The 17561-nt window shown below is 67.9% G+C and carries 16 protein-coding genes; 12 read left to right on the top strand and 4 right to left on the bottom strand.

Translation table 11 applies throughout. The features are described 5' to 3' along the window. Positions 1–42: 42 nt before the first annotated feature. Positions 43–822, bottom strand: coding sequence for an SDR family oxidoreductase (locus V7S63_RS17675; protein ID WP_091843270.1), 780 nt, complete (start codon positions 820–822; stop codon positions 43–45). A 125-nt stretch (positions 823–947) separates the two neighbouring features. Between V7S63_RS17675 and V7S63_RS17670 the strand changes: the two genes are divergently transcribed. Then, a complete protein-coding gene (locus V7S63_RS17670; RefSeq protein ID WP_091843267.1) occupies positions 948–1772 on the top strand; it encodes a UDP-2,3-diacylglucosamine diphosphatase in 825 nt (274 codons plus the stop codon). Beyond that, positions 1772–2872 (top strand): glycosyltransferase family 4 protein, encoded by a 1101-nt coding sequence (locus V7S63_RS17665; RefSeq protein WP_336531150.1) that lies wholly within the window; start codon positions 1772–1774, stop codon positions 2870–2872. The genes V7S63_RS17670 and V7S63_RS17665 overlap by 1 nt, the downstream gene beginning before the upstream one ends. A gap of 21 nt (positions 2873–2893) precedes the next feature. On the opposite strand, the gene V7S63_RS17660 is transcribed toward V7S63_RS17665, so the two are convergent. After that, positions 2894–4681, bottom strand: a complete 1788-nt coding sequence (locus V7S63_RS17660) for a cation:proton antiporter domain-containing protein (protein WP_091843258.1) — start codon at positions 4679–4681, stop codon at positions 2894–2896. A gap of 180 nt (positions 4682–4861) precedes the next feature. Here V7S63_RS17660 and V7S63_RS17655 point away from each other — a divergent pair, with 180 nt between their 5' ends. After that, positions 4862–5707 carry an AAA family ATPase gene (locus V7S63_RS17655; protein WP_091843255.1) on the top strand — a complete coding sequence of 282 codons (846 nt, stop codon included), beginning with the start codon at positions 4862–4864 and terminating at the stop codon, positions 5705–5707. Here the strand turns inward: V7S63_RS17655 and V7S63_RS17650 are convergent. After that, positions 5682–6452 carry a hypothetical protein gene (locus V7S63_RS17650; RefSeq protein ID WP_336531149.1) on the bottom strand — a complete coding sequence of 257 codons (771 nt, stop codon included), beginning with the start codon at positions 6450–6452 and terminating at the stop codon, positions 5682–5684. The two genes, V7S63_RS17655 and V7S63_RS17650, sit on opposite strands and share 26 nt — an antisense overlap. Here V7S63_RS17650 and V7S63_RS17645 point away from each other — a divergent pair. Beyond that, complete coding sequence (locus V7S63_RS17645; protein WP_167561798.1) at positions 6451–6960, top strand: DUF2975 domain-containing protein; 510 nt, start codon at positions 6451–6453, stop codon at positions 6958–6960. The two genes, V7S63_RS17650 and V7S63_RS17645, sit on opposite strands and share 2 nt — an antisense overlap. 10 nt (positions 6961–6970) lie before the next feature. Next, positions 6971–7216, top strand: coding sequence for a helix-turn-helix domain-containing protein (locus V7S63_RS17640; protein WP_152012862.1), 246 nt, complete (start codon positions 6971–6973; stop codon positions 7214–7216). Positions 7217–7222: 6 nt separating this feature from the next. Here the strand turns inward: V7S63_RS17640 and V7S63_RS17635 are convergent, their stop codons facing one another. Further along, positions 7223–8485, bottom strand: a complete 1263-nt coding sequence (locus tag V7S63_RS17635; RefSeq protein ID WP_336531148.1) for an ABA4-like family protein — start codon at positions 8483–8485, stop codon at positions 7223–7225. Positions 8486–8586: 101 nt separating this feature from the next. On the opposite strand from V7S63_RS17635, the gene V7S63_RS17630 reads away from it, so the two are divergent. The 7 genes from V7S63_RS17630 (at position 8587) to V7S63_RS17600 (ending at position 17532) form a co-directional block, all read left to right on the top strand. Beyond that, positions 8587–9291, top strand: a complete 705-nt coding sequence (locus V7S63_RS17630; RefSeq protein WP_336531147.1) for a TetR/AcrR family transcriptional regulator — start codon at positions 8587–8589, stop codon at positions 9289–9291. A gap of 9 nt (positions 9292–9300) precedes the next feature. Further along, positions 9301–9828, top strand: a complete 528-nt coding sequence (locus V7S63_RS17625; RefSeq protein ID WP_091843388.1) for a SixA phosphatase family protein — start codon at positions 9301–9303, stop codon at positions 9826–9828. Between the two features lie 175 nt (positions 9829–10003). Next, positions 10004–11452 carry a YcjX family GTP-binding protein gene (locus V7S63_RS17620; RefSeq protein ID WP_336531146.1) on the top strand — a complete coding sequence of 483 codons (1449 nt, stop codon included), beginning with the start codon at positions 10004–10006 and terminating at the stop codon, positions 11450–11452. Between the two features lie 10 nt (positions 11453–11462). Further along, positions 11463–12464 carry a YcjF family protein gene (locus tag V7S63_RS17615; RefSeq protein ID WP_336531145.1) on the top strand — a complete coding sequence of 334 codons (1002 nt, stop codon included), beginning with the start codon at positions 11463–11465 and terminating at the stop codon, positions 12462–12464. A 188-nt stretch (positions 12465–12652) separates the two neighbouring features. After that, positions 12653–14065 carry a flagellar hook protein FlgE gene (locus tag V7S63_RS17610; RefSeq protein ID WP_091843220.1) on the top strand — a complete coding sequence of 471 codons (1413 nt, stop codon included), beginning with the start codon at positions 12653–12655 and terminating at the stop codon, positions 14063–14065. Positions 14066–14142: 77 nt separating this feature from the next. Beyond that, a complete protein-coding gene (gene flgK / locus V7S63_RS17605; protein ID WP_336531144.1) occupies positions 14143–16002 on the top strand; it encodes a flagellar hook-associated protein FlgK in 1860 nt (619 codons plus the stop codon). Between the two features lie 15 nt (positions 16003–16017). Then, on the top strand, positions 16018–17532 hold the full coding sequence (locus V7S63_RS17600; protein ID WP_091843213.1) for a hypothetical protein: 1515 nt from the start codon (positions 16018–16020) through the stop codon (positions 17530–17532). Positions 17533–17561: the final 29 nt, after the last annotated feature.

The raw sequence follows: 17561 nt of genomic DNA, 5'->3' as shown, positions 1-17561 counted from the left end.
TGAGAGCCGGAGCGCATCCTGACGCGCCCCGGCCGGCCCGGTTCAGAAATTGGCGCGGAACGACCCGCCGTCGATCAGGAAGTTCTGGCCGGTGATGTAGCCGGCATGGGCGCTGGCGATGAAGGCGCAGAGCTTGCCGAACTCGTCGGGCGTGCCGAGGCGGCCGGCCGGGACGGCTGCGAGCCTGCGCTTCGTCGCCTCCTCGATGCTGATGCCCTGCATCTCGGCGACCTTGTTGGTCGCGGTCTTGATCCGGTCGGTATCGAACACGCCGGGCAGGATGTTGTTGATGGTGACGTTGGCATGGGCGATCTCGCGGGCGACGCCGGCGAGGAAGGCGGTGAGGCCGGCGCGGGCGGCGGAGGAGACGTCGAGCCCGGTCAGCGGGGTGAGCACGCTCGCCGAGGTGATGTTGACGATGCGGCCGAAGCGCCGCTCGATCATGCCGTCGACCACGCGCTGCACCAGCTCCAGCGGCGTCGCCATGTTCTGCGCGACGCCTTCGAGCAGCCCCTCGCGCGTCACCTCGCGGAACGGCTTGGGCGGCGGGCCGCCATTGTTGTTGACCAGGATGTCAGGATTGGGCGCAGCGGCGAGCAGCGCATCCTGACCGGCCTTGGTCCCGACGTCGGCGACGACGGCGATCACGGTCGCGCCGGTGCTGGCACGAATCGCGGCCGCGGTGTCCTCAAGCGTCGTGGCGTCACGGCCGTTGACGACGACGGTACAGCCCGCTTCGGCCAGTGCCTGCGCGCAGCCGCGGCCCAGCCCCTTGCTCGAGGCGCAAACGATGGCCGTGCGGCCGGCGATACCCAGATCCATGGTCGTCTCCCGGAAAGGTCCGTTCCTGTGCGGGCAGGCAAAGCATGCTTTTGCCGCCGCGTCATCAAAGCGTAGTGCAAATCAGCCACACGCCGCAGGCAAGGCAACAGCATGGGCCGGCGGCCATGAGCGACGACAGCGACGCCAAGCAGGTTCGCAGCATCTTCATCTCGGACCTGCATCTGGGCACGCGCGGGGCCCAGGCGGATCTCGTGCTGGAGTTCCTGCGCGACTATGACGCGCCGACGATCTACCTGGTCGGCGACATCATCGATGGCTGGCGGCTGAAGAGCGGCTGGTACTTCCCGCAGTCGCACAACGACGTGGTGCAGAAGCTGCTGCGCAAGGTGCGCAAGGGCTCGAAGCTGATCTACGTCACCGGCAACCACGACGACTTCCTGCGCGATTATACCGGCCTGCAGTTCGGCGGCATCACGCTGGTCGATGACATCGTCCACGAGACGGCCGACGGCAAGCGCATGCTCGTCATTCATGGCGACCTGTTCGACCTCGTGGTGCGCAATGCCAAATGGCTCGCTCTGCTCGGCGACTGGGCCTACACGATCGCGCTCGTGCTCAACCACGGCATCAACAAGGTCCGCCGCGTCCTTCGCCTGCCGCACTGGTCGCTCTCGGCCTGGGCCAAGCACAAGGTCAAGAACGCCGTGAACTATATCGGCGAGTTCGAGCAGTGCCTCGCCGACGAGGCACGCCGGCACAAGGCCGACGGCGTGATCTGCGGCCACATCCACCATGCCGCGCAGCGCGAGATCGGCGGGCTGACCTACATCAACACCGGCGACTGGGTCGAAAGCTGCACGGCCGTGGTCGAGCACGACGATGGCCGCTTCGAGATCGTCCGCTGGCCGCAGCATCGGCAGAAGGGCGAGAAGCTGGCGCCCGTCATGGCACGCCCGACGCCAGCGCCGAGCCTCGTCGAGGCCGCGTGATGCGCGTCCTGATCGCGACGGACGCCTGGCGCCCGCAGATCAACGGCGTGGTGCGCTCGCTGGAGCGGATGGTCGAGGCGGCGCCTGAGTTCGGCGTCACCCCGCATATGCTGACGCCGGAAGGCTTCTGGCAGGTCGGCCTGCCGTCCTACCCCGACATCCGCATCGCACTGGCGACGCGCCGGCATGTCGCGAGGCGGATCGCCGAGTTCGCCCCGGACCATATCCATATCGCGACGGAAGGGCCGATCGGCTGGCTGACGCGCGCCGTCTGCCTGGCCCAGAAGCGCACTTTCACCACGAGCTATCACACCCGCTTTCCGCAATATGTCGCGGCGCGCTGGCCGATCCCCGAAAGCTGGAGCTATCGCTTCCTGCGTCGTTTTCACGGGCCGGCGGCTGGCGTGATGGTCTCGACGGCCACCGTCGAGGCGGAGCTCAGCGCCCATGGCTTCGAGCGCATCCTGCGCTGGGGCCGGGGTGTCGATCTCTCGCTGTTTCATCCGCGCCCTGAGAGCGTGCTCGACCTGCCGCGGCCGATCTTCCTCAGCGTCGGCCGGGTCGCAGTCGAGAAGAACCTCGAAGCCTTCCTGTCGCTGCGCCTGCCTGGCAGCAAGGTCGTGGTCGGTGACGGGCCCGCCCGTGCGGACCTCATGCGCGCCTTTCCGGAGGCGCATTTCCTCGGCGCTCGCGAGGGCGAGGATCTCGCGGCGATCTATGCCTCCTCCGACGTCTTCGTCTTTCCGAGCCTGACCGACACCTTCGGCATCGTGCTGCTGGAGGCGGCGGCGAGCGGGCTGCCGGTCGCAGCCTTCCCGGTGCAGGGACCGAGCGACGTCTTCGCCGGCAGCGAGGCGGCGGTGTTGCATGAGGATCTGCGCAGTGCTGCGCTCTCGGCCCTGCGTCTGCCACGCGAGGCCGGGCTGGAACTGGCCAAGCGCCACAGCTGGAACAGCAGCGCGGAGCAGTTCTACGGCCATATGCGCCGGGCGATGCAGGCGGCGGCCGCCGGCAAAATGGTGCGTATCGAGCCGGCGCCGGCCGAGACGACTGCGCTGTCCGTGCGGCTTGAGCCGGCGGAGCGGAAGGAATTCGCGTAAGTCTGGATCAGGCGCCCGGCGTCACAGCCGCCGCGAGCGGGCATGGCGCGGCAGGGCGGGCTGCGGCGCGCTCGCCGGCTTGAGCTCGCTGCGGAAATCGTCTCGGCGCTGGTGCACCGAGGCGATGACGAGGCCCATCGGCACGCCGAGGCCGACCAGCGCCGCTTCCGACAATTGCAGGCTGGCTTCGATCGTTTCCGGTACGGCGTCGTTCACCCCAAGCTCGTACAGATGCCGCGCATGCTTGGCGTCGCGGGCGCGGGCGACGATGATGAGGTCCTGCCGCACGCCGCGCGCTGCCGCGACGATCTCGTCGACGGCGCGGGGATTGTCGATGGTGACGATCAGCGCGGTCGCCTCCTCGAGGCCGCAGAGTCGCAGGAAATCCGGCTGGGTGGCGTTGCCGTAGAAGGCGGGGCGGCCGGCGCGGCGTTGCGTCGCGACCACGGCCGGGTCTGCGTCGAGGCTGATATAGGGCACCTTGTGCTGCGAGAGCATCTCGCCGACCAGCCGGCCGACGCGGCCGAGGCCGACGACAATGGCGCGGGGGGCATGATCGTCCGGCGGCAGGATATTCGCTTCGTCCGGAATTTTCACGGCCGGCGCCAGGCGTGCCGAGAGCTTTCGCGCCATGCGGGCAGCGAGCGGCAGGAAGATCATCGTCAGCGAGACGCCCGCGAGCACGAGCGCGGCCGCGTTCTGGTCGACCAGCTTGGCCGCGACGGACGCGGTCAGCAGCACGAAGGCGAACTCGCCGCCGGGCCCGACCATGATCGCGGTTTCGAGCGCGGTCGGCACCGACAGTTTGAAGTAGCGGGCGAACAGGAAGGTGATCGCGACCTTGGCGAGGAAGAGCCCGGCGGCGATGCTCAGGATCGCAACGGGCTGGGCCGCCAGGGCTGCAGGGTTCACGCTCATGCCGACGGTGAGGAAGAAGACGCCGATCAGCAGCGACTTGAACGGCTCGATCGTCACCTCGATGGCGCGGCGATACTCGGTCTCCGCCAGCAGGAGCCCGGCGATGAAGGCCCCGAGCCCCATGGAGAGGCCGGCTCCGGCGGCGATCAGCCCTGTGCCGAGCGCGACCAGCAGGGTTGCCGCCATGAAACTCTCGGAGGAATCCGTCGATGCGACCAGGCGAAAGAGCGGGCGCATGGCGAGACGGCCGATCACGACGATCGCGGCAATGGCTGCAATCGCCTGCAGCAGCGCCTGGGTCAGGCCGGCGATCAGCGAACCGCCATTCTGCGCACCGAGCACGCTGACCAGGAAGAGCAGCGGAATCACCGCAAGGTCCTGGCAGAGCAGGATGGCGAAGCTGGCGCGTCCGGCCGAGGAGGTCATGCGGCGATGGGCCGAGAGCAGCTCGACCACCATCGCGGTCGAGGACAGGGCGAGCGCCGTGCCAATCAGCAGCGCCGCGGCAGCCGGCTGTCCGAAGCTGTAGGCGATGGCGCTGATCGCCGCGGCCGAGAACGCGACCTGCCCGAGGCCCAGTCCGAAGACCAGCCGGCGCATGGTCTTGAGGCGCTCATAGGACAGTTCCAGCCCGATGACGAAGAGCAGGAAGGCGACGCCGAGTTCGGCCGGGCCGGCGAGCGCCTCTGCGCTCGAGACGGTGATGGTGCTGAGGATCGGGATCTTGGCGACGAGCCCGCCGAGACCATAGGGGCCGAGCACGGCACCGCAGGCCATGAAGGCGACGACCGAATTGACCCGGAAACGCTTGGCGAAGGGCACGATCACGCCGGCCGTGGCGAGCACGACCACGGCGTCACGATAGGCGGAAGGATCGATCGTCCCGGCCACGTCACCCTCGAAGAATCAAGCGAAGCTGCTGATCGCGAAGCTTTGCTTGGCAAAGCCTTGCAACACAAACCAAAACTCGCGTCGGGCCGACGAAAACTTGCCCTGTTGCCGGTCGACCTCTAAGCACGATGCTGTTCGCGGCAGCAGCATGGCCGCAAGCCAGCGATATGAAGGTCCCGCATGCGCTTTACCGGCACCGCTTCCTACGTCGCCACCGAGGACCTGACCGTCGCGGTCAATGCCGCGATCCGGCTGGAGCGACCGCTGCTGGTCAAGGGCGAGCCCGGCACCGGCAAGACCGTGCTGGCCGAGGAGATCGCCGCCGCGCTCGGCGCGCCGCTGCTGACCTGGCACGTCAAGTCGACGACCAAGGCGCAGCAGGGCCTCTACGAGTACGACGCGGTCAGCCGCCTGCGCGACAGCCAGCTCGGCGACGCCCGCGTCTCCGACATCGCCAACTACATCAAGCGCGGCAAGCTCTGGGAGGCCTTCGTCTCGCCGGTGCGGCCCGTGCTGCTCATCGACGAGATCGACAAGGCCGACATCGAGTTCCCGAACGACCTGCTGCTCGAGCTCGACCGCATGGAGTTCCATGTCTACGAGACCGGCGAGACGATCCGCGCGGCGCAGCGGCCGGTAATGATCATCACCTCGAACAACGAGAAGGAGCTGCCGGACGCCTTCCTGCGCCGCTGCTTCTTCCACTACATCCGCTTCCCGGACGCCGAGACGATGCAGAAAATCGTCGAGGTGCATTTCCCTGGCATCAAGAAGCGACTGATGGAGGAGGCGCTGCGCCTGTTTTTCGAGGTGCGCGAGGTGCCGGGCATCAAGAAGAAGCCCTCGACCTCCGAATTGCTCGACTGGCTGAAGCTGCTCGTCGCCGACGATATCGGCCCCGAGGTGCTGCGCGAGCGCGATCCGCGCAAGCTGATCCCGCCACTGCACGGCGCGCTGCTCAAGAACGAGCAGGATGTCTCGCTGTTCGAGAAGCTCGCCTTCATGGCGCGGCGGGAGAGCCGTTGAGCTTGGCCTCCGCCACCGTGTCGCAAGGCGGGATCGCGGTGGCGAGGTCGACTTTGGGATCGATCTCGCGGACGGCGTCCCTGAGATCGAAATCACGCATCAGCAGGACATAGTCCTGTGTTTCCGACGTCCTGAGATAGCCTGACATCGCGATCGGCTTGCCTGAGAGCTCGCCCAGGCGGCAAGCCTTGTCAGCTCCCAGCGCCAGGCTGCCGCGATTGCCGCTGTTCTGCGGGCCGGCGAACATCTCCTCGCGGAAGGCGCCAAGGCGGGCGGTGTCGGCCCGGCTCAGCCTGAACAGGGTGAAGCGGCGTCCCGGCGAAGCCACCGCCGGCAGCTTCGCCAGCTCGGCGGCTTCGCGGACTTCTTCCAGCACGACCTTGCGTTCATGGCGCCCGCCATCCTTGGGCAAGGCGATGAGCGTCATGGTGACGCCGCCGGGCAGGGTGCGGATGTCGGCCGGCAGGCTGATGCCGGCGCGCAGCTCGGCGAGGTCGGTCGTTCTGATGTCGACCTTGGCCAGCTTCGGCAAAGAGGCCAGCGGGACGTGGCCGCAGCCGGCGAGCAGGCCGCAAAGCAGCAGTGTGGCGGGCAGAACAGGGCGCATCGAGCTTTCCAGTGAAATGGTTTTGACATTCAGAAATTCATTTCTTAGTTTAATTTTGTCAATCACGGAGTGAAGATTCATGGCATTCTTTGTGAGCACGGCGCAGGAGCGGTCCCCCATGGCGAGGCTGCGGCGCATGAGTACGATTGCGCGCGTCCTGTGCATTGCGGCGGCGGCCTTGATGGCGTTCGGCGCCGTCTGGCTCTGGCGCGATCCCGAGCAGCTCGCCGCCTATGCCCGCGGCACGATCGGCGTCAGCGCCCCGGTCGGCCCGTTCTCGGAGCGCGGCTATTGGGCGGCGCTGACGATCGGCCTCGTACCTGCGGGCCTCTTCGTTGCCGCGATGTTGCGGCTCTCGAGCCTGTTCGGCCGCTTCGGCCGCGGCCAGGTGCTGGAGGAGGAGAACGCGCAGCGCCTCACCCGGATTGGCTGGCTGCTAACGGCAATGGGCGTCGCGACGCCACTGGCGCGGGCGCTGCAGAGTGTCGCGCTGACCTTCGACAACCCGTCAGGCCAGAAGCAATTGGCGATCACGCTCGATCCGGGGACGTTCGGCGTGCTGGCCGCAGGGGCGGCGCTGGTCGCCTTCGGGTTGGTCCTCAGAGAGGCGGTCCGGCTCGCGGACGAGAATCAGAGTTTCGTGTAGGAGTTCGACGATGCCGATCATCGTCGAACTCGATGTCATGCTGGCGCGCCGCAAAATGCGCTCGAAGGAACTGGCCCAGCGCATCGGTCTGACCGAGCAGCAGGTCTCGCAGCTGAAGTCCGGCAAGGTCCGCGGCATGCGCTTCGATACGCTGACGCGGATCTGTGCCGTGCTCGATTGCCAGCCGGGCGACCTGCTGCGCTACGAGCCGGGCGCCGATGATCTTGTGCCCGGCTCCGATGGCGATGATGCGTAGTGCCTGTCAGCCCAGCCCGAGCAGCGGGCGCGCCTGCAGCGCCGCGACGAGCGCCGTCGCGGTGATGGCGGCATAGGCGGCCGAGACCGTCCCGAGCGCAAAGAGCCCGGCCTTGCGCTGCCGGCTCGCCAACCAGAGAGCCACGCCGATCGCCGGGATGAACTGCAAGGCGTGCAAGCCAAGGAAATGCGCGATGCGCAGATCCCCGATCGTCAGCGACCAGCCGAAGAAGGGTATCGTCCGATGCGCTTCCGGCACGATGCCGACATAGTGGCCGCTCGCGCTCGAACTGAGGATGGCGCCGCTGGCGAGCCCGAAGACGCAGGTGAGGGCGAGCCCGACGACCAGAGACCAGCGCACCACCTCCGGCATCGGGGCGGCATCACGGCGGGAAAGCCCATAGGCAAGGAAGCCGGGCGCGATCGTGAACATCACCGCGCCGATGCCCATCAGCGCGTAGAGCGCGATGCCGATCCAGTCGTCGCGGTTGTAGTGCGAGGCTTCGACCCGCGAGGCGCGCCAGGCGATGTAGAGCACTTCGAGGACGATCGGCACGATCACCGGCCAGACCATGTAGCGCCCGAGCCAGGAGGCGCGGAAGCGGTCGCTCGCGAGCGGCAGGAACAGCGCCAGAGTCAGCAGGTAGATGGCGACCGAGATCTCGAATTTCAGCGGCTTGATCCAGGTGTCGACGCCATGGAACTGCCTGGTATCGATCAGCCAGGCGAGGCTGGTCGGCGCGGCCAAAGCGAGCATGGCGAAGGCGGCGGCGGTGAGGCGCGGCTCCAGCTCGAGATCAGGCAGCCAGGCCGGAAGGCGGGCCTGCAGGCGTGCGATGCGGTCTTCACGTGCCAGGCGAAAACAGGTTTCCAGCAGCAGGTAGGTGATGAAACCGAACGGGCCGAACAGGAAGACTATCGGCAGCACCGGCAGCATCAGCCAATGCGGGATCGCCTCTTCCTGCGAGCGGCGCAGGATCCAATTGCCGAGGAAGAGGTCGAAGGCGAGGTAGTGCACCCAGCCGGCGAGCAGCAGCGGCTTCGAGGCGAACAGGGCCGCAACCGAATCGAGCGAGGAGAAGCCGCCCTTGGCGTCGTGCCAACGGACGGCGATCAGCACGGCATAGCCGAGCGAGAGCAGGGCCGGGATGATCCAACCGGCAAGCGCTGCGGAAATGCCGCGCCAGCGTGGCAGCAGGATCAAGGCGGCCCAGCCGATCATCGCGAGCTGGCCTGCCCGGGTGAAGGCATCGTCGAAGCTGAGAGGCATCCTGCGCTCCAATCTTGACGCTGTTTAGTTGCGGGCTTGTCCTATTGCGTTATCTTAACGGCGTCAAGTTTGTTGGCGGCGGCGTGCGGGCGGGGCGTGCGATGGATACCAAGGTCGGCAAGCGCGGCGGCTATCATCATGGCGACCTGCGCCAGGCGATGATCGACGCGGCCGAGGCGGTGCTGGCCGAGAAGGGCGTCGGCGGCTTCACCTTGCGCGAATGCGCCCGCCGGGCCGGCGTGTCGCCAGCGGCGCCGGCGCATCATTTCGGCAATCTCGTCGGCCTTCTGACCGCGATCGCGACGCTCGGCTTCGACGATCTGTCGCAGACGATGGAGGCGGCCATCGCCAAGGCCGAGGCGTCCGGCGGCGATCGGCTGGCGGCGATCTGCGAGGGCTATCTCGCGGTCGCGCTGACGCGGCCCGGCCGCTTCCGCGTCGTCTTCGGGCGGCTCGGCCTGAAGAGCGGGGACGACGATCTGCGTCGCGCCGCCGTCCGGGCCTTCGGCATCCTGGTCCGGGAGACCAAGCTGGCGCTGGGGCGAGAGGTCGATGCCGATGTGCTGATGCGGCTGCCGTCGAGCTATGACGATGACGCCGATCTCGCCGAGATCCTGTTCGTCTGGTCGATCACCCATGGCTTCTCGACCATGCTGATCGACGGCCAGCTCGCGCCACTGGAGATGCAGCCGGGCGGGCGCGAGCGGCTGATCGCGCTGTATTCGGGTCGTCTCATGGAGATGCTTCTCGCCGCAGTACGGGCTTCCCCGCCCAAGCCACTCGCAAATCCCGCCAGCCATGGTTAGATGGCGGCCATGCGCCGCCTCATGCTTCTGCGCCATGCCAAATCGGCCTGGCCCGCCAACACCGCCGATCGCGACCGGCCGCTCGCCACGCGTGGACGCGAAGCCGCCCCGGTCATGGGTCGTTATCTCGCCGAGGAGCTGCTGCTGCCGGATCTCGTCCTGATCTCGCCGGCCAAGCGCACGGCCGAGACCTGGGAGCTGGTCAAGCCGATGCTGCCGGAGAAGCCGCCGACGCATTACGAGCCGCGCATCTACGAGGCCAAGCCCGAGCGCCTGCTCAACGTGGTGCAGGAGACGGATCCTGGCGTCCGCACGCTCCTCATGATCGGCCATAATCCCGGCTTCGAGGAGCTGGCCGCCAGGCTCGCCGGCCATGGCGACCGCTATGCCGCCGCGCGGATGGCGCAGAAATACCCGACCTGCGGCCTCGCCGTGATCGATTTTGCCATCGAGGACTGGCGCGATCTGGCCGCGCAAGGCGGCCGGCTCGACCGCTTCGTCACGCCGGGCTCGCTCGGCGAGGGGCCCGACGAATGAGATCGGTCTCGTACACACCCGCGCTCATCCTGAGGAGCGCTCTGAAGGAGCGCGTCTCGAAGGATGCTCCAGTTGTTTCCGGAGCCTCTTGGAGCATCCTTCGAGACGCCGCAGCGCGGCTCCTCAGGATGAGGGCTGAGGGTATTCCGCAGCGGCTTTCGAATCCGCTGCCCCGGTGAGCGAGCGCTCCTATCTCGAAGAGGCGCGCAATGCCGCGCTCGCCTTCGGCGACAGCCTGCTCGGGCTGGCGCGGCCGCGCCTGCGCATCGGCGTCACCGGGCTGTCGCGCTCGGGCAAGACGGTCTTCACCACCGCGCTGATCCAGAACCTGGTCGAAGGCGCAAAGCTGCCGGTGCTGAAGGCTTCCGCGGAAGGGCGGATTGCCCGTGTGCGACTGGTGCCGCAGCCCGACCCGGAGATCCCGCGCTTTCCCTATGAGGCGCATCGCGCCGCGCTGTCAGGCCCGGATCGGCGCTGGCCGGAGTCGACGCGGCGGATCTCGGAGCTGCGGATCGAGATCGATTACGAGCGCGCCGAGGGCTGGTTCAAGGGGCCGGCGACGCTGACGCTCGACATCGTCGACTATCCCGGCGAGTGGCTGCTCGATCTCGCGCTGATCGGGCAGGATTACGCCAGCTGGTCGGCGCAGGCGGTCGCGGATGCGCGCAAGGCGCACCGGCTCGCCATCGCTGCACCCTGGCTCGACGATTTGAAACAGCGCGACCCGGCCGGGCCAGCGGACGAGCTGGTGGCCGAAGCCGCCAGCGACGTGTTCAAGGCCTATCTCGCCGCCCTGCGCGCTGATCCGGAGGCCGTGGCGGTGACCCCGCCCGGCCGCTTCCTGATGCCGGGCGATCTTGAGGGCTCGCCGGCCCTGACCTTCGCGCCGCTCGACCTGCCACCGGGCGTGCAGCCGCAGGCCGGCACGCTCGCCGGACTGATGGCCGAGCGCTTCGAAGCCTATAAGCGGGTCGTGGTCGGCCCCTTCTTTCGCGAGCATTTCGCCCGGCTCGACCGGCAGATCGTACTGGTCGACGCGCTGGCGGCGCTCGATGCGGGTCCGGCTGCGCTCGCCGATCTCGAAACCGCGCTCGGCCAGGCGCTCTCGGCCTTCGCCGTCGGCCGCAACAGCCTGCTGTCGAGCCTGTTTGCGCCGCGGATCGAGAAGGTGCTGTTCGCCGCGACAAAGGCCGATCATCTGCACCATACCAGCCATGACCGGCTCGCCGGCGTGATGTCGCATCTGGTCGCGCGGGCCGCTGCGCAGGCGCAAGGGGCGGGGGCGAAGGTGGAGGCGATGGCCTTCGCGGCGATCCGCGCCACGCGCGAGGTCCGCATCCGCGAGGGCCGCGAGGAGTTGCCGGCGATCGCCGGGGTGCCGGAGGCAGGCGAAGTCGTCGACGGCGAGGTCTTCGATGGCCAGACGGAAGCGGCGATTTTTCCGGGCGACCTGCCGGAGCGGCCCGAGGCGATCTTCGATCCCGACGCGCCGCGCTGGCATGTCCGGGCGCCACGCTTCCGGCCGCCGCTGGTCAAGCCGGATGCCGGCGGGCGTTTGGTGCCGCCGCCGCAGATCCGCCTCGACCGCGCGCTCGAATTCCTGATCGGTGACAGGCTGGCGTGAGGAGGCGAGCATGAGCAAGGCGCCGCGTGCCATCCGGCTCGATCCGCAGGACGGCTCTTCCAACGACGCGGTCTTCGGCGGGCGCGGCGATGTCGCCGTCGTGCCGGAGGTCGAGCCGATCGAGCCGGAAGCCGCTCCGATTCCGCAGCCGAGGCGTCGCCGCTTCAGCTGGGGCAGCCTGTTCGTCGCGGCGCTGTCGGGCCTGCTGGCGCTCTCGGTCACGGTCTGGGCCGAGCAGACGATCCGCTGGCTGCTCGCCCTCAACCCGGCCGTCGGCATCGCGGCGCTGGTCTGCGCGGGCGTTGCGGCACTGGCGCTACTGGTCATGCTTCTGCGCGTGCTGCGCGACATCCTGCGCGAGCGGCGGGTCGAGGCACTGCGCGAGCGCGCCGTCGCGGCGCTCTCTGAGAGCGATCTCGGCAAGGCGCGCAGCGTCGCTGGCGATCTCGACAAGCTCTATGCTGGAAGGCCCGAGACGGCGAAGGGCAGGGCGGAGCTGACCCTGCATACGCCGCAGCTGCTCGCTGCCCGCGACCTGCTCACCGTTGCCGAGCGCAGCCTGCTCGCGCCGCTCGATGCGCTCGCGCAGGCGCAGGTTGCGCAGGCGGCGCGGCGCGTCTCGCTGGTCACGGCGGTGAGCCCGCGGGCGCTGGTCGACGTCGTCTTCGTGCTCGTCGCCTGCGCCCGGCTGCTGCGGACGATCGCGACGATCTATGCCGGTCGCCCCGGCGCGCTCGGGCTGTTCAGATTGGCGCGACAGGTGCTCGGCCATCTCGTCGTCACCGGCGGCATGGCGGCGGGCGATGCAGTGATCCAGCAGGTGCTCGGCCAGGGGCTGGCGGCGCGGCTTTCGGCCAAGCTCGGCGAGGGCGTGCTCAACGGCTTGCTGACCGCCCGGATCGGGCTCGCAGCCATCGCGGTCTGCAGGCCGCTGCCCTTCGTCGAGGAGACGCCGCCGGGATTGTCCGATGTCGCCGGCGATCTCTCCGGCTGGGGCGGCAAGGATAGTTGAGCCCGGCAGAATTTGCCGGTAGCGGACGAATCTGCCCGGTCGGAATCGTCCGGAAACCTTTCAAAAACCATCCAAGCTCTTGAAATATCTCACGCATGGCTCTGGCACAGGCCGTGCAAAACCAGCCTCGGTTCGACATGCCGCCCATGGGGGGCGCTGTCCAGGTCAGGTGACCAGGTGAGGTTGCGATGGGTGTTTTCAGTGCGCTGACGACGGCGGTGACGGGCATGCAGGCCCAGTCCTACGCCCTCGAGAATATCTCCGGCAACATCGCGAACTCGCGCACCGCCGGCTTCAAGCGGGTCGATACCAGCTTTTCCGACCTGGTGCCGGATTCGGCGCTGAACCGGCAGATCGCCGGCTCGGTCGCCTCCTATAGCCGCGCCACCAACACGATCCAGGGCGACCTGAACGCGACGCGCATCGACACCAACGCCGCGATCAACGGCGACGGCTTCTTCGTCGTCGACCAGCGCCAGAGCGGCGTCGGCGCTTCGACACAGTTCGCCAACAGCAATCTTTACACCCGCCGCGGCGATTTCGACTTCGACGCCGACGGCTACCTCGTCAACGGCGCCGGCTATTACCTCAAGGGCCAGAAGATCGACCCTGTCACCGGCCAGATCATCGGCAGCCAGCCCGACGTGCTGCGCATCACCAAGGACCAGTTCCCGGCCAAGGCGACAACCCAGATCGAATACAGCGCCAACATCCCGGCCTATCCGAAGACCAACAATGCCAATACCTCGACCCCGGGCTCCGAGCTGCTCAATGCCGGCACCGGCTTCGGTACGAATCCCGGAACGACCGCCTCGGGCGGTACCGGCACCGTGGTGGGCAGCGACCTGACCACCTTCCTCAACCGCTCGATCCCGGGTGGCTCGGTCACGGTCTACGATACGCTCGGCAAGGCAACCAGCGTCGAGCTGCGCTGGGCCAAGGTCTCCAATGCCGCGGCTGGCCCGCCGGCGGTGGCCGATACCTGGAACCTGTTCATCGCCGAGAACACCGGCGCGACCGGTACGACCGTCGCCTATCGAAATGTCGATACCGACATCACCTTCGACAACACCGGCAAGATGACGTCGCCGGCCAGCGGCAACATCACGATCCCGCCCATGACGATCGGTGGAAACGCCATCTCGCCTGCCTCCGCGCCGATCAGCATCGTCACCAACGGCACCAGCCTGACCCAGAACGGTGACACCAGTGGCCAGATCGACGCCCGCAGCATCCGCCAGAACGGTTACACCGCCGGTACGCTCGACCGGGTCTCGATCTCGAACGAAGGCCAGGTGATCGGCACCTTCAGCAACGGCCAGGTCGTGCCGCTGGCGCAGATCGCGGTCGCCCGCTTCAACGCAGGCAATGCGCTGAAGCGTCTCGATGGCGGCGCCTTCGAGGAGACGATCGAGTCGGGCGCGCCGATCGTCGGCCTGGGCACCGCGGCGCTGATCGGCGGCAATGTCGAGCAGTCCAACACCGACATCGCCGACGAGTTCTCGAAGATGATCGTCACCCAGCAGGCCTATTCGGCCAACACCAAGGTGATCTCGACGGCGCAGGAGATGCTGCGCGACGTCTTCAACATCATCCGCTGAGCGCTGAGAGCAGCCTGGCCTGACGGCCCAGAAGGGCCGGGCCAAAGAACAAGAGCCAAAGACGACAGGAGTTGACGATGGGTCTCAATACCGCACTCGGCACGTCGATTTCCGGGCTGAACAGCGCCCAGATCGGCATCGGCGTCGTCTCGCAGAACGTCGCCAATGCCAGCACGCCGGGCTATGTCCGGCGCAATGTCTCCAGCGTCGACTCGATCAGCGGCGGCACCGTCGGGGTCAGCAACCCCAACGTCCAGCGGCTGCTCGACCGCATCGTCCAGCACCAGCTGCTGCAGGAGAGCTCGGGCGCGTCCTATACCTCGACCCGCGCCCAGGTCTTCGCCAATCTCGACCAGCTCTTTGGTGCTCCTGGCAGCAAGACGGCGCTGGACTCGATGTACAGCACCTTCACCAATTCGCTGCAGGCGCTGCAGAACGACCCGTCCTCCTACACCAACCGCACGGCGGTGCTCGATGCGGCGAGCCAGCTCGCCAACCGGCTGCGGGGGCTGTCGGACGGCGTCCAGCAGCAGCGCTCGCAGGCCGAGGCCGGCATCGGCGCGGGGGTCACACGCGTCAACGAGCTGCTCGACCAGCTGACCAACGTCAATGCACGGATCGTCAACGCCCAGCAGACCTCCGGCACGGCGGATCTGCGCGACCAGCGTGACCGCATCGTTTCCGAGCTCTCGCAATATGTCGAGATCCGCACCGACGAGCGCCCGAACGGCGCGCTCAGCATCACGACCGCCTCGGGCACGCAGCTCTTCGACGGCCGCCCGACGGTCAAGTTCGAGTTCGACGCGCGCGCCAATATCGGCCCGCAGTCGCAATGGAGCAGCGACCCGACCAAGCGGACGGTCGGCACGATCGTCGCGCGCGACCTGAACGGCAACACGTTCGACGCGATCGCCAACAACACCTTCCGCTCTGGCGAGATCGGCGCGCTGGTCGAACTGCGCGACAAGACGCTGGTTCAGGCACAGGCGCAGCTCGACGAGATCGCCGCCCAGCTCTCCAGCGCGCTCTCGGATCGCGAGATCGCCGGCACGGCGGTCACGGCCGGCGGCTTCAACGGCTTCGACGTCGACCTCAGCGGGCTGGCCGCCGGCAATTCGGTGACGCTGGACTACACGATTCCGCCGAGCGGGCAGACGCAGCGCTTCACCTTCGTGCGCGTCGACTCGGCGACGTCGCTGCCCTTGCCGGCCTCGGCCCAGGGCGACGCCAACAACCGCGTCGTCGGCATCGACTTCTCCGGTGGCCCCGCATCCGTCGCGACGCAGATCCAGGCGGCCGTCGGCGCCGGCTTCACCGTGTCCAACACCGGCTCGACGCTGCGGGTCGTCGGCAGCGCGACGCGCGACGTCGCCGGCCTGACCGCGCGCCCGACCCAGACCTCGCTGACCGGCGGCACCGCCGAAATGCCGTTCTTCGTCGACGCGGGGCGCAACAACTCCGCCTATACCGGCTCCTATGAGGGTGGGGCGCAGTCGGTCGGCTTCGCCTCGCGCATCGCCGTCAATCCGGATCTGGTCGCAGACCGCTCGCGGCTCGTCGTCTACAACACCAGCCCGGCGACGCCGCAGGGCGACGTCACCCGGCCGAAATTCCTCTACGACCGTCTGACCTCGAGCCAGCGCAGCTTCACCAACGCGACCGGCTTCGACGGCTCGACCGCGACCTCGACCGGCACGGTCTCCAGCCTGGTCCAGCGCGTCGTCGCCGGCCAGGGCCAGGCGAGCGAGCAGGCCAAGCGCCTCGACGAGGGGCAGCAGGTCGCCTTCTCCTCGGTGCAGAGCCGTTTCCTCGAGGACACCAAGGTCAATGTCGATCAGGAAATGTCGACGCTGATCGAGTTGCAGAGCGCCTACGCCGCCAACGCACGCGTCATCTCCACCGTCAAGGAGTTGCTCGACGTGCTGATGAGACTGTGAGTGAGGAGGTAGCTCATGACCATCACCCCGACCGGTACCGGCGCCTACCGCCTCGCCAATCCCAACCAGTTCGTCTCGATGCGCGGCCAGCTCGAGGATCTGCAGCGGCAGCTCGCGACGCAGAAGAAGTCGCAGACCTATGCCGGCCTCGGCATGGATCGCGGCACCAGCCTCGACCTCAACGACAAGCTCTCGACGTTGGACGGCTTTCTCACCAGCATCCAGCGCTCGGACGTCAACCTCAAGCTGATGACCACGGCCGTCGAGAACTTCACCAAGCTCGCCGGCGAGACACGGGCCGATGCCCGGCCGGACAGCTATGTCGAGACATCGACCGGGCGTACCTCGCCGCAGGTGCTGGCCGAGGAAAAGTTCAAGCAGACGCTCGATCTGCTGAATTCGCAGGTGAATGGCCGCTATTTGTTCTCGGGCCGCACCTCCGATGTCGAGCCCGTGGTGGACTATTCGCTGATCATGGATGGCGATGCCACTCATGCCGGCCTGAAGCAGCTGATCTCCGAACGCAAGCAGGCCGACATCGGCGCCGGCGGCATGGGCCGTCTCGTCACCGGCGGCGCCGGCACCAACGCGACGATCGCCGAGGAGGCGGCCGGGCTGCCCTATGGCTTCAAGCTGACCGGCGCCTCCAGCAGCACGGCGGCGATGACCACGGCCTATAATGCCGGGCCGCCCGCCGATATCGCCGTCAACGTCGCCGCGCAGCCGCAGCCGGGCGATACGCTGAAGTTCGCGCTGACGCTTCCCGACGGCACGACGGAGGAGATCACCCTGACGGCGCGTGCGTCGGGCACCACCGGTGACCCGGCCGAAGGCTTCGTCATTGGCGTGGACGCGAACGCGACCGCCGCGAACCTGCGGACCGCGATCGGCGCGGCGCTGTCGCGCGAGGCGAAGACCTCGCTGTCGGCGTCGTCGGCCCAGGTCGCAGCCAAGGATTTCTTCGCGGGCAGCAAGAGCAATCCGCCGCTCCGGGTGCCCGGACCGCCTTTCGACACCGCAACCGCTGCGCCGGCGCCGGGCACGGCCGCCAATACGGTGATCTGGTACCAGGGTGACGATGCCGCCGGCTCCGCCAGGGCGACGGCGAGCGTCCAGGTCGACCAGGGCCAGCAGGTGGCGGCGGGCGCCCGCGCCAACGAAGAAGCTTTCCGCACCGGCCTGGCGCAGTTCGCGATCATGGCGGCCGAGACCTTCCCGGCGAGCGATCCGAATTCGAAACTGGCCTACGGTGCGATGACCGAGCGCGTGCGCAGCACGATCGGCTTCCCGACCGGGACGCAGGCGCCGTCCGAGATCATCGTCGAGCTCGGCTCGGCCCAGACCGCTATGGCGCAGGCCAAGGAGCGGCACACCGCGACCAAGGACTATCTGAGCACGACGCTCGCGGGCGTCGAGGACATCACCAAGGAGGAGGTGGCGATGCAGATCCTGGCGCTGCAGACCACTCTGCAGGCGAGCTACCAGACCACCTCTATGCTGCAGCAGCTGCGCCTGACGAATTATCTCTGAGGCCTTTGCCAAGGCTCCGAAACAGGAAA

The sequence above is a fragment of the Allobosea sp. CCNWLY174 genome (genome assembly GCF_037120455.1).
Taxonomy (GTDB): Bacteria; Pseudomonadota; Alphaproteobacteria; order Rhizobiales; family Beijerinckiaceae; genus Allobosea; species Allobosea lupini.
The sequence above is the reverse complement of the archived record's forward strand: the minus strand, read 5'-3'. Positions and strand labels throughout refer to the sequence as shown.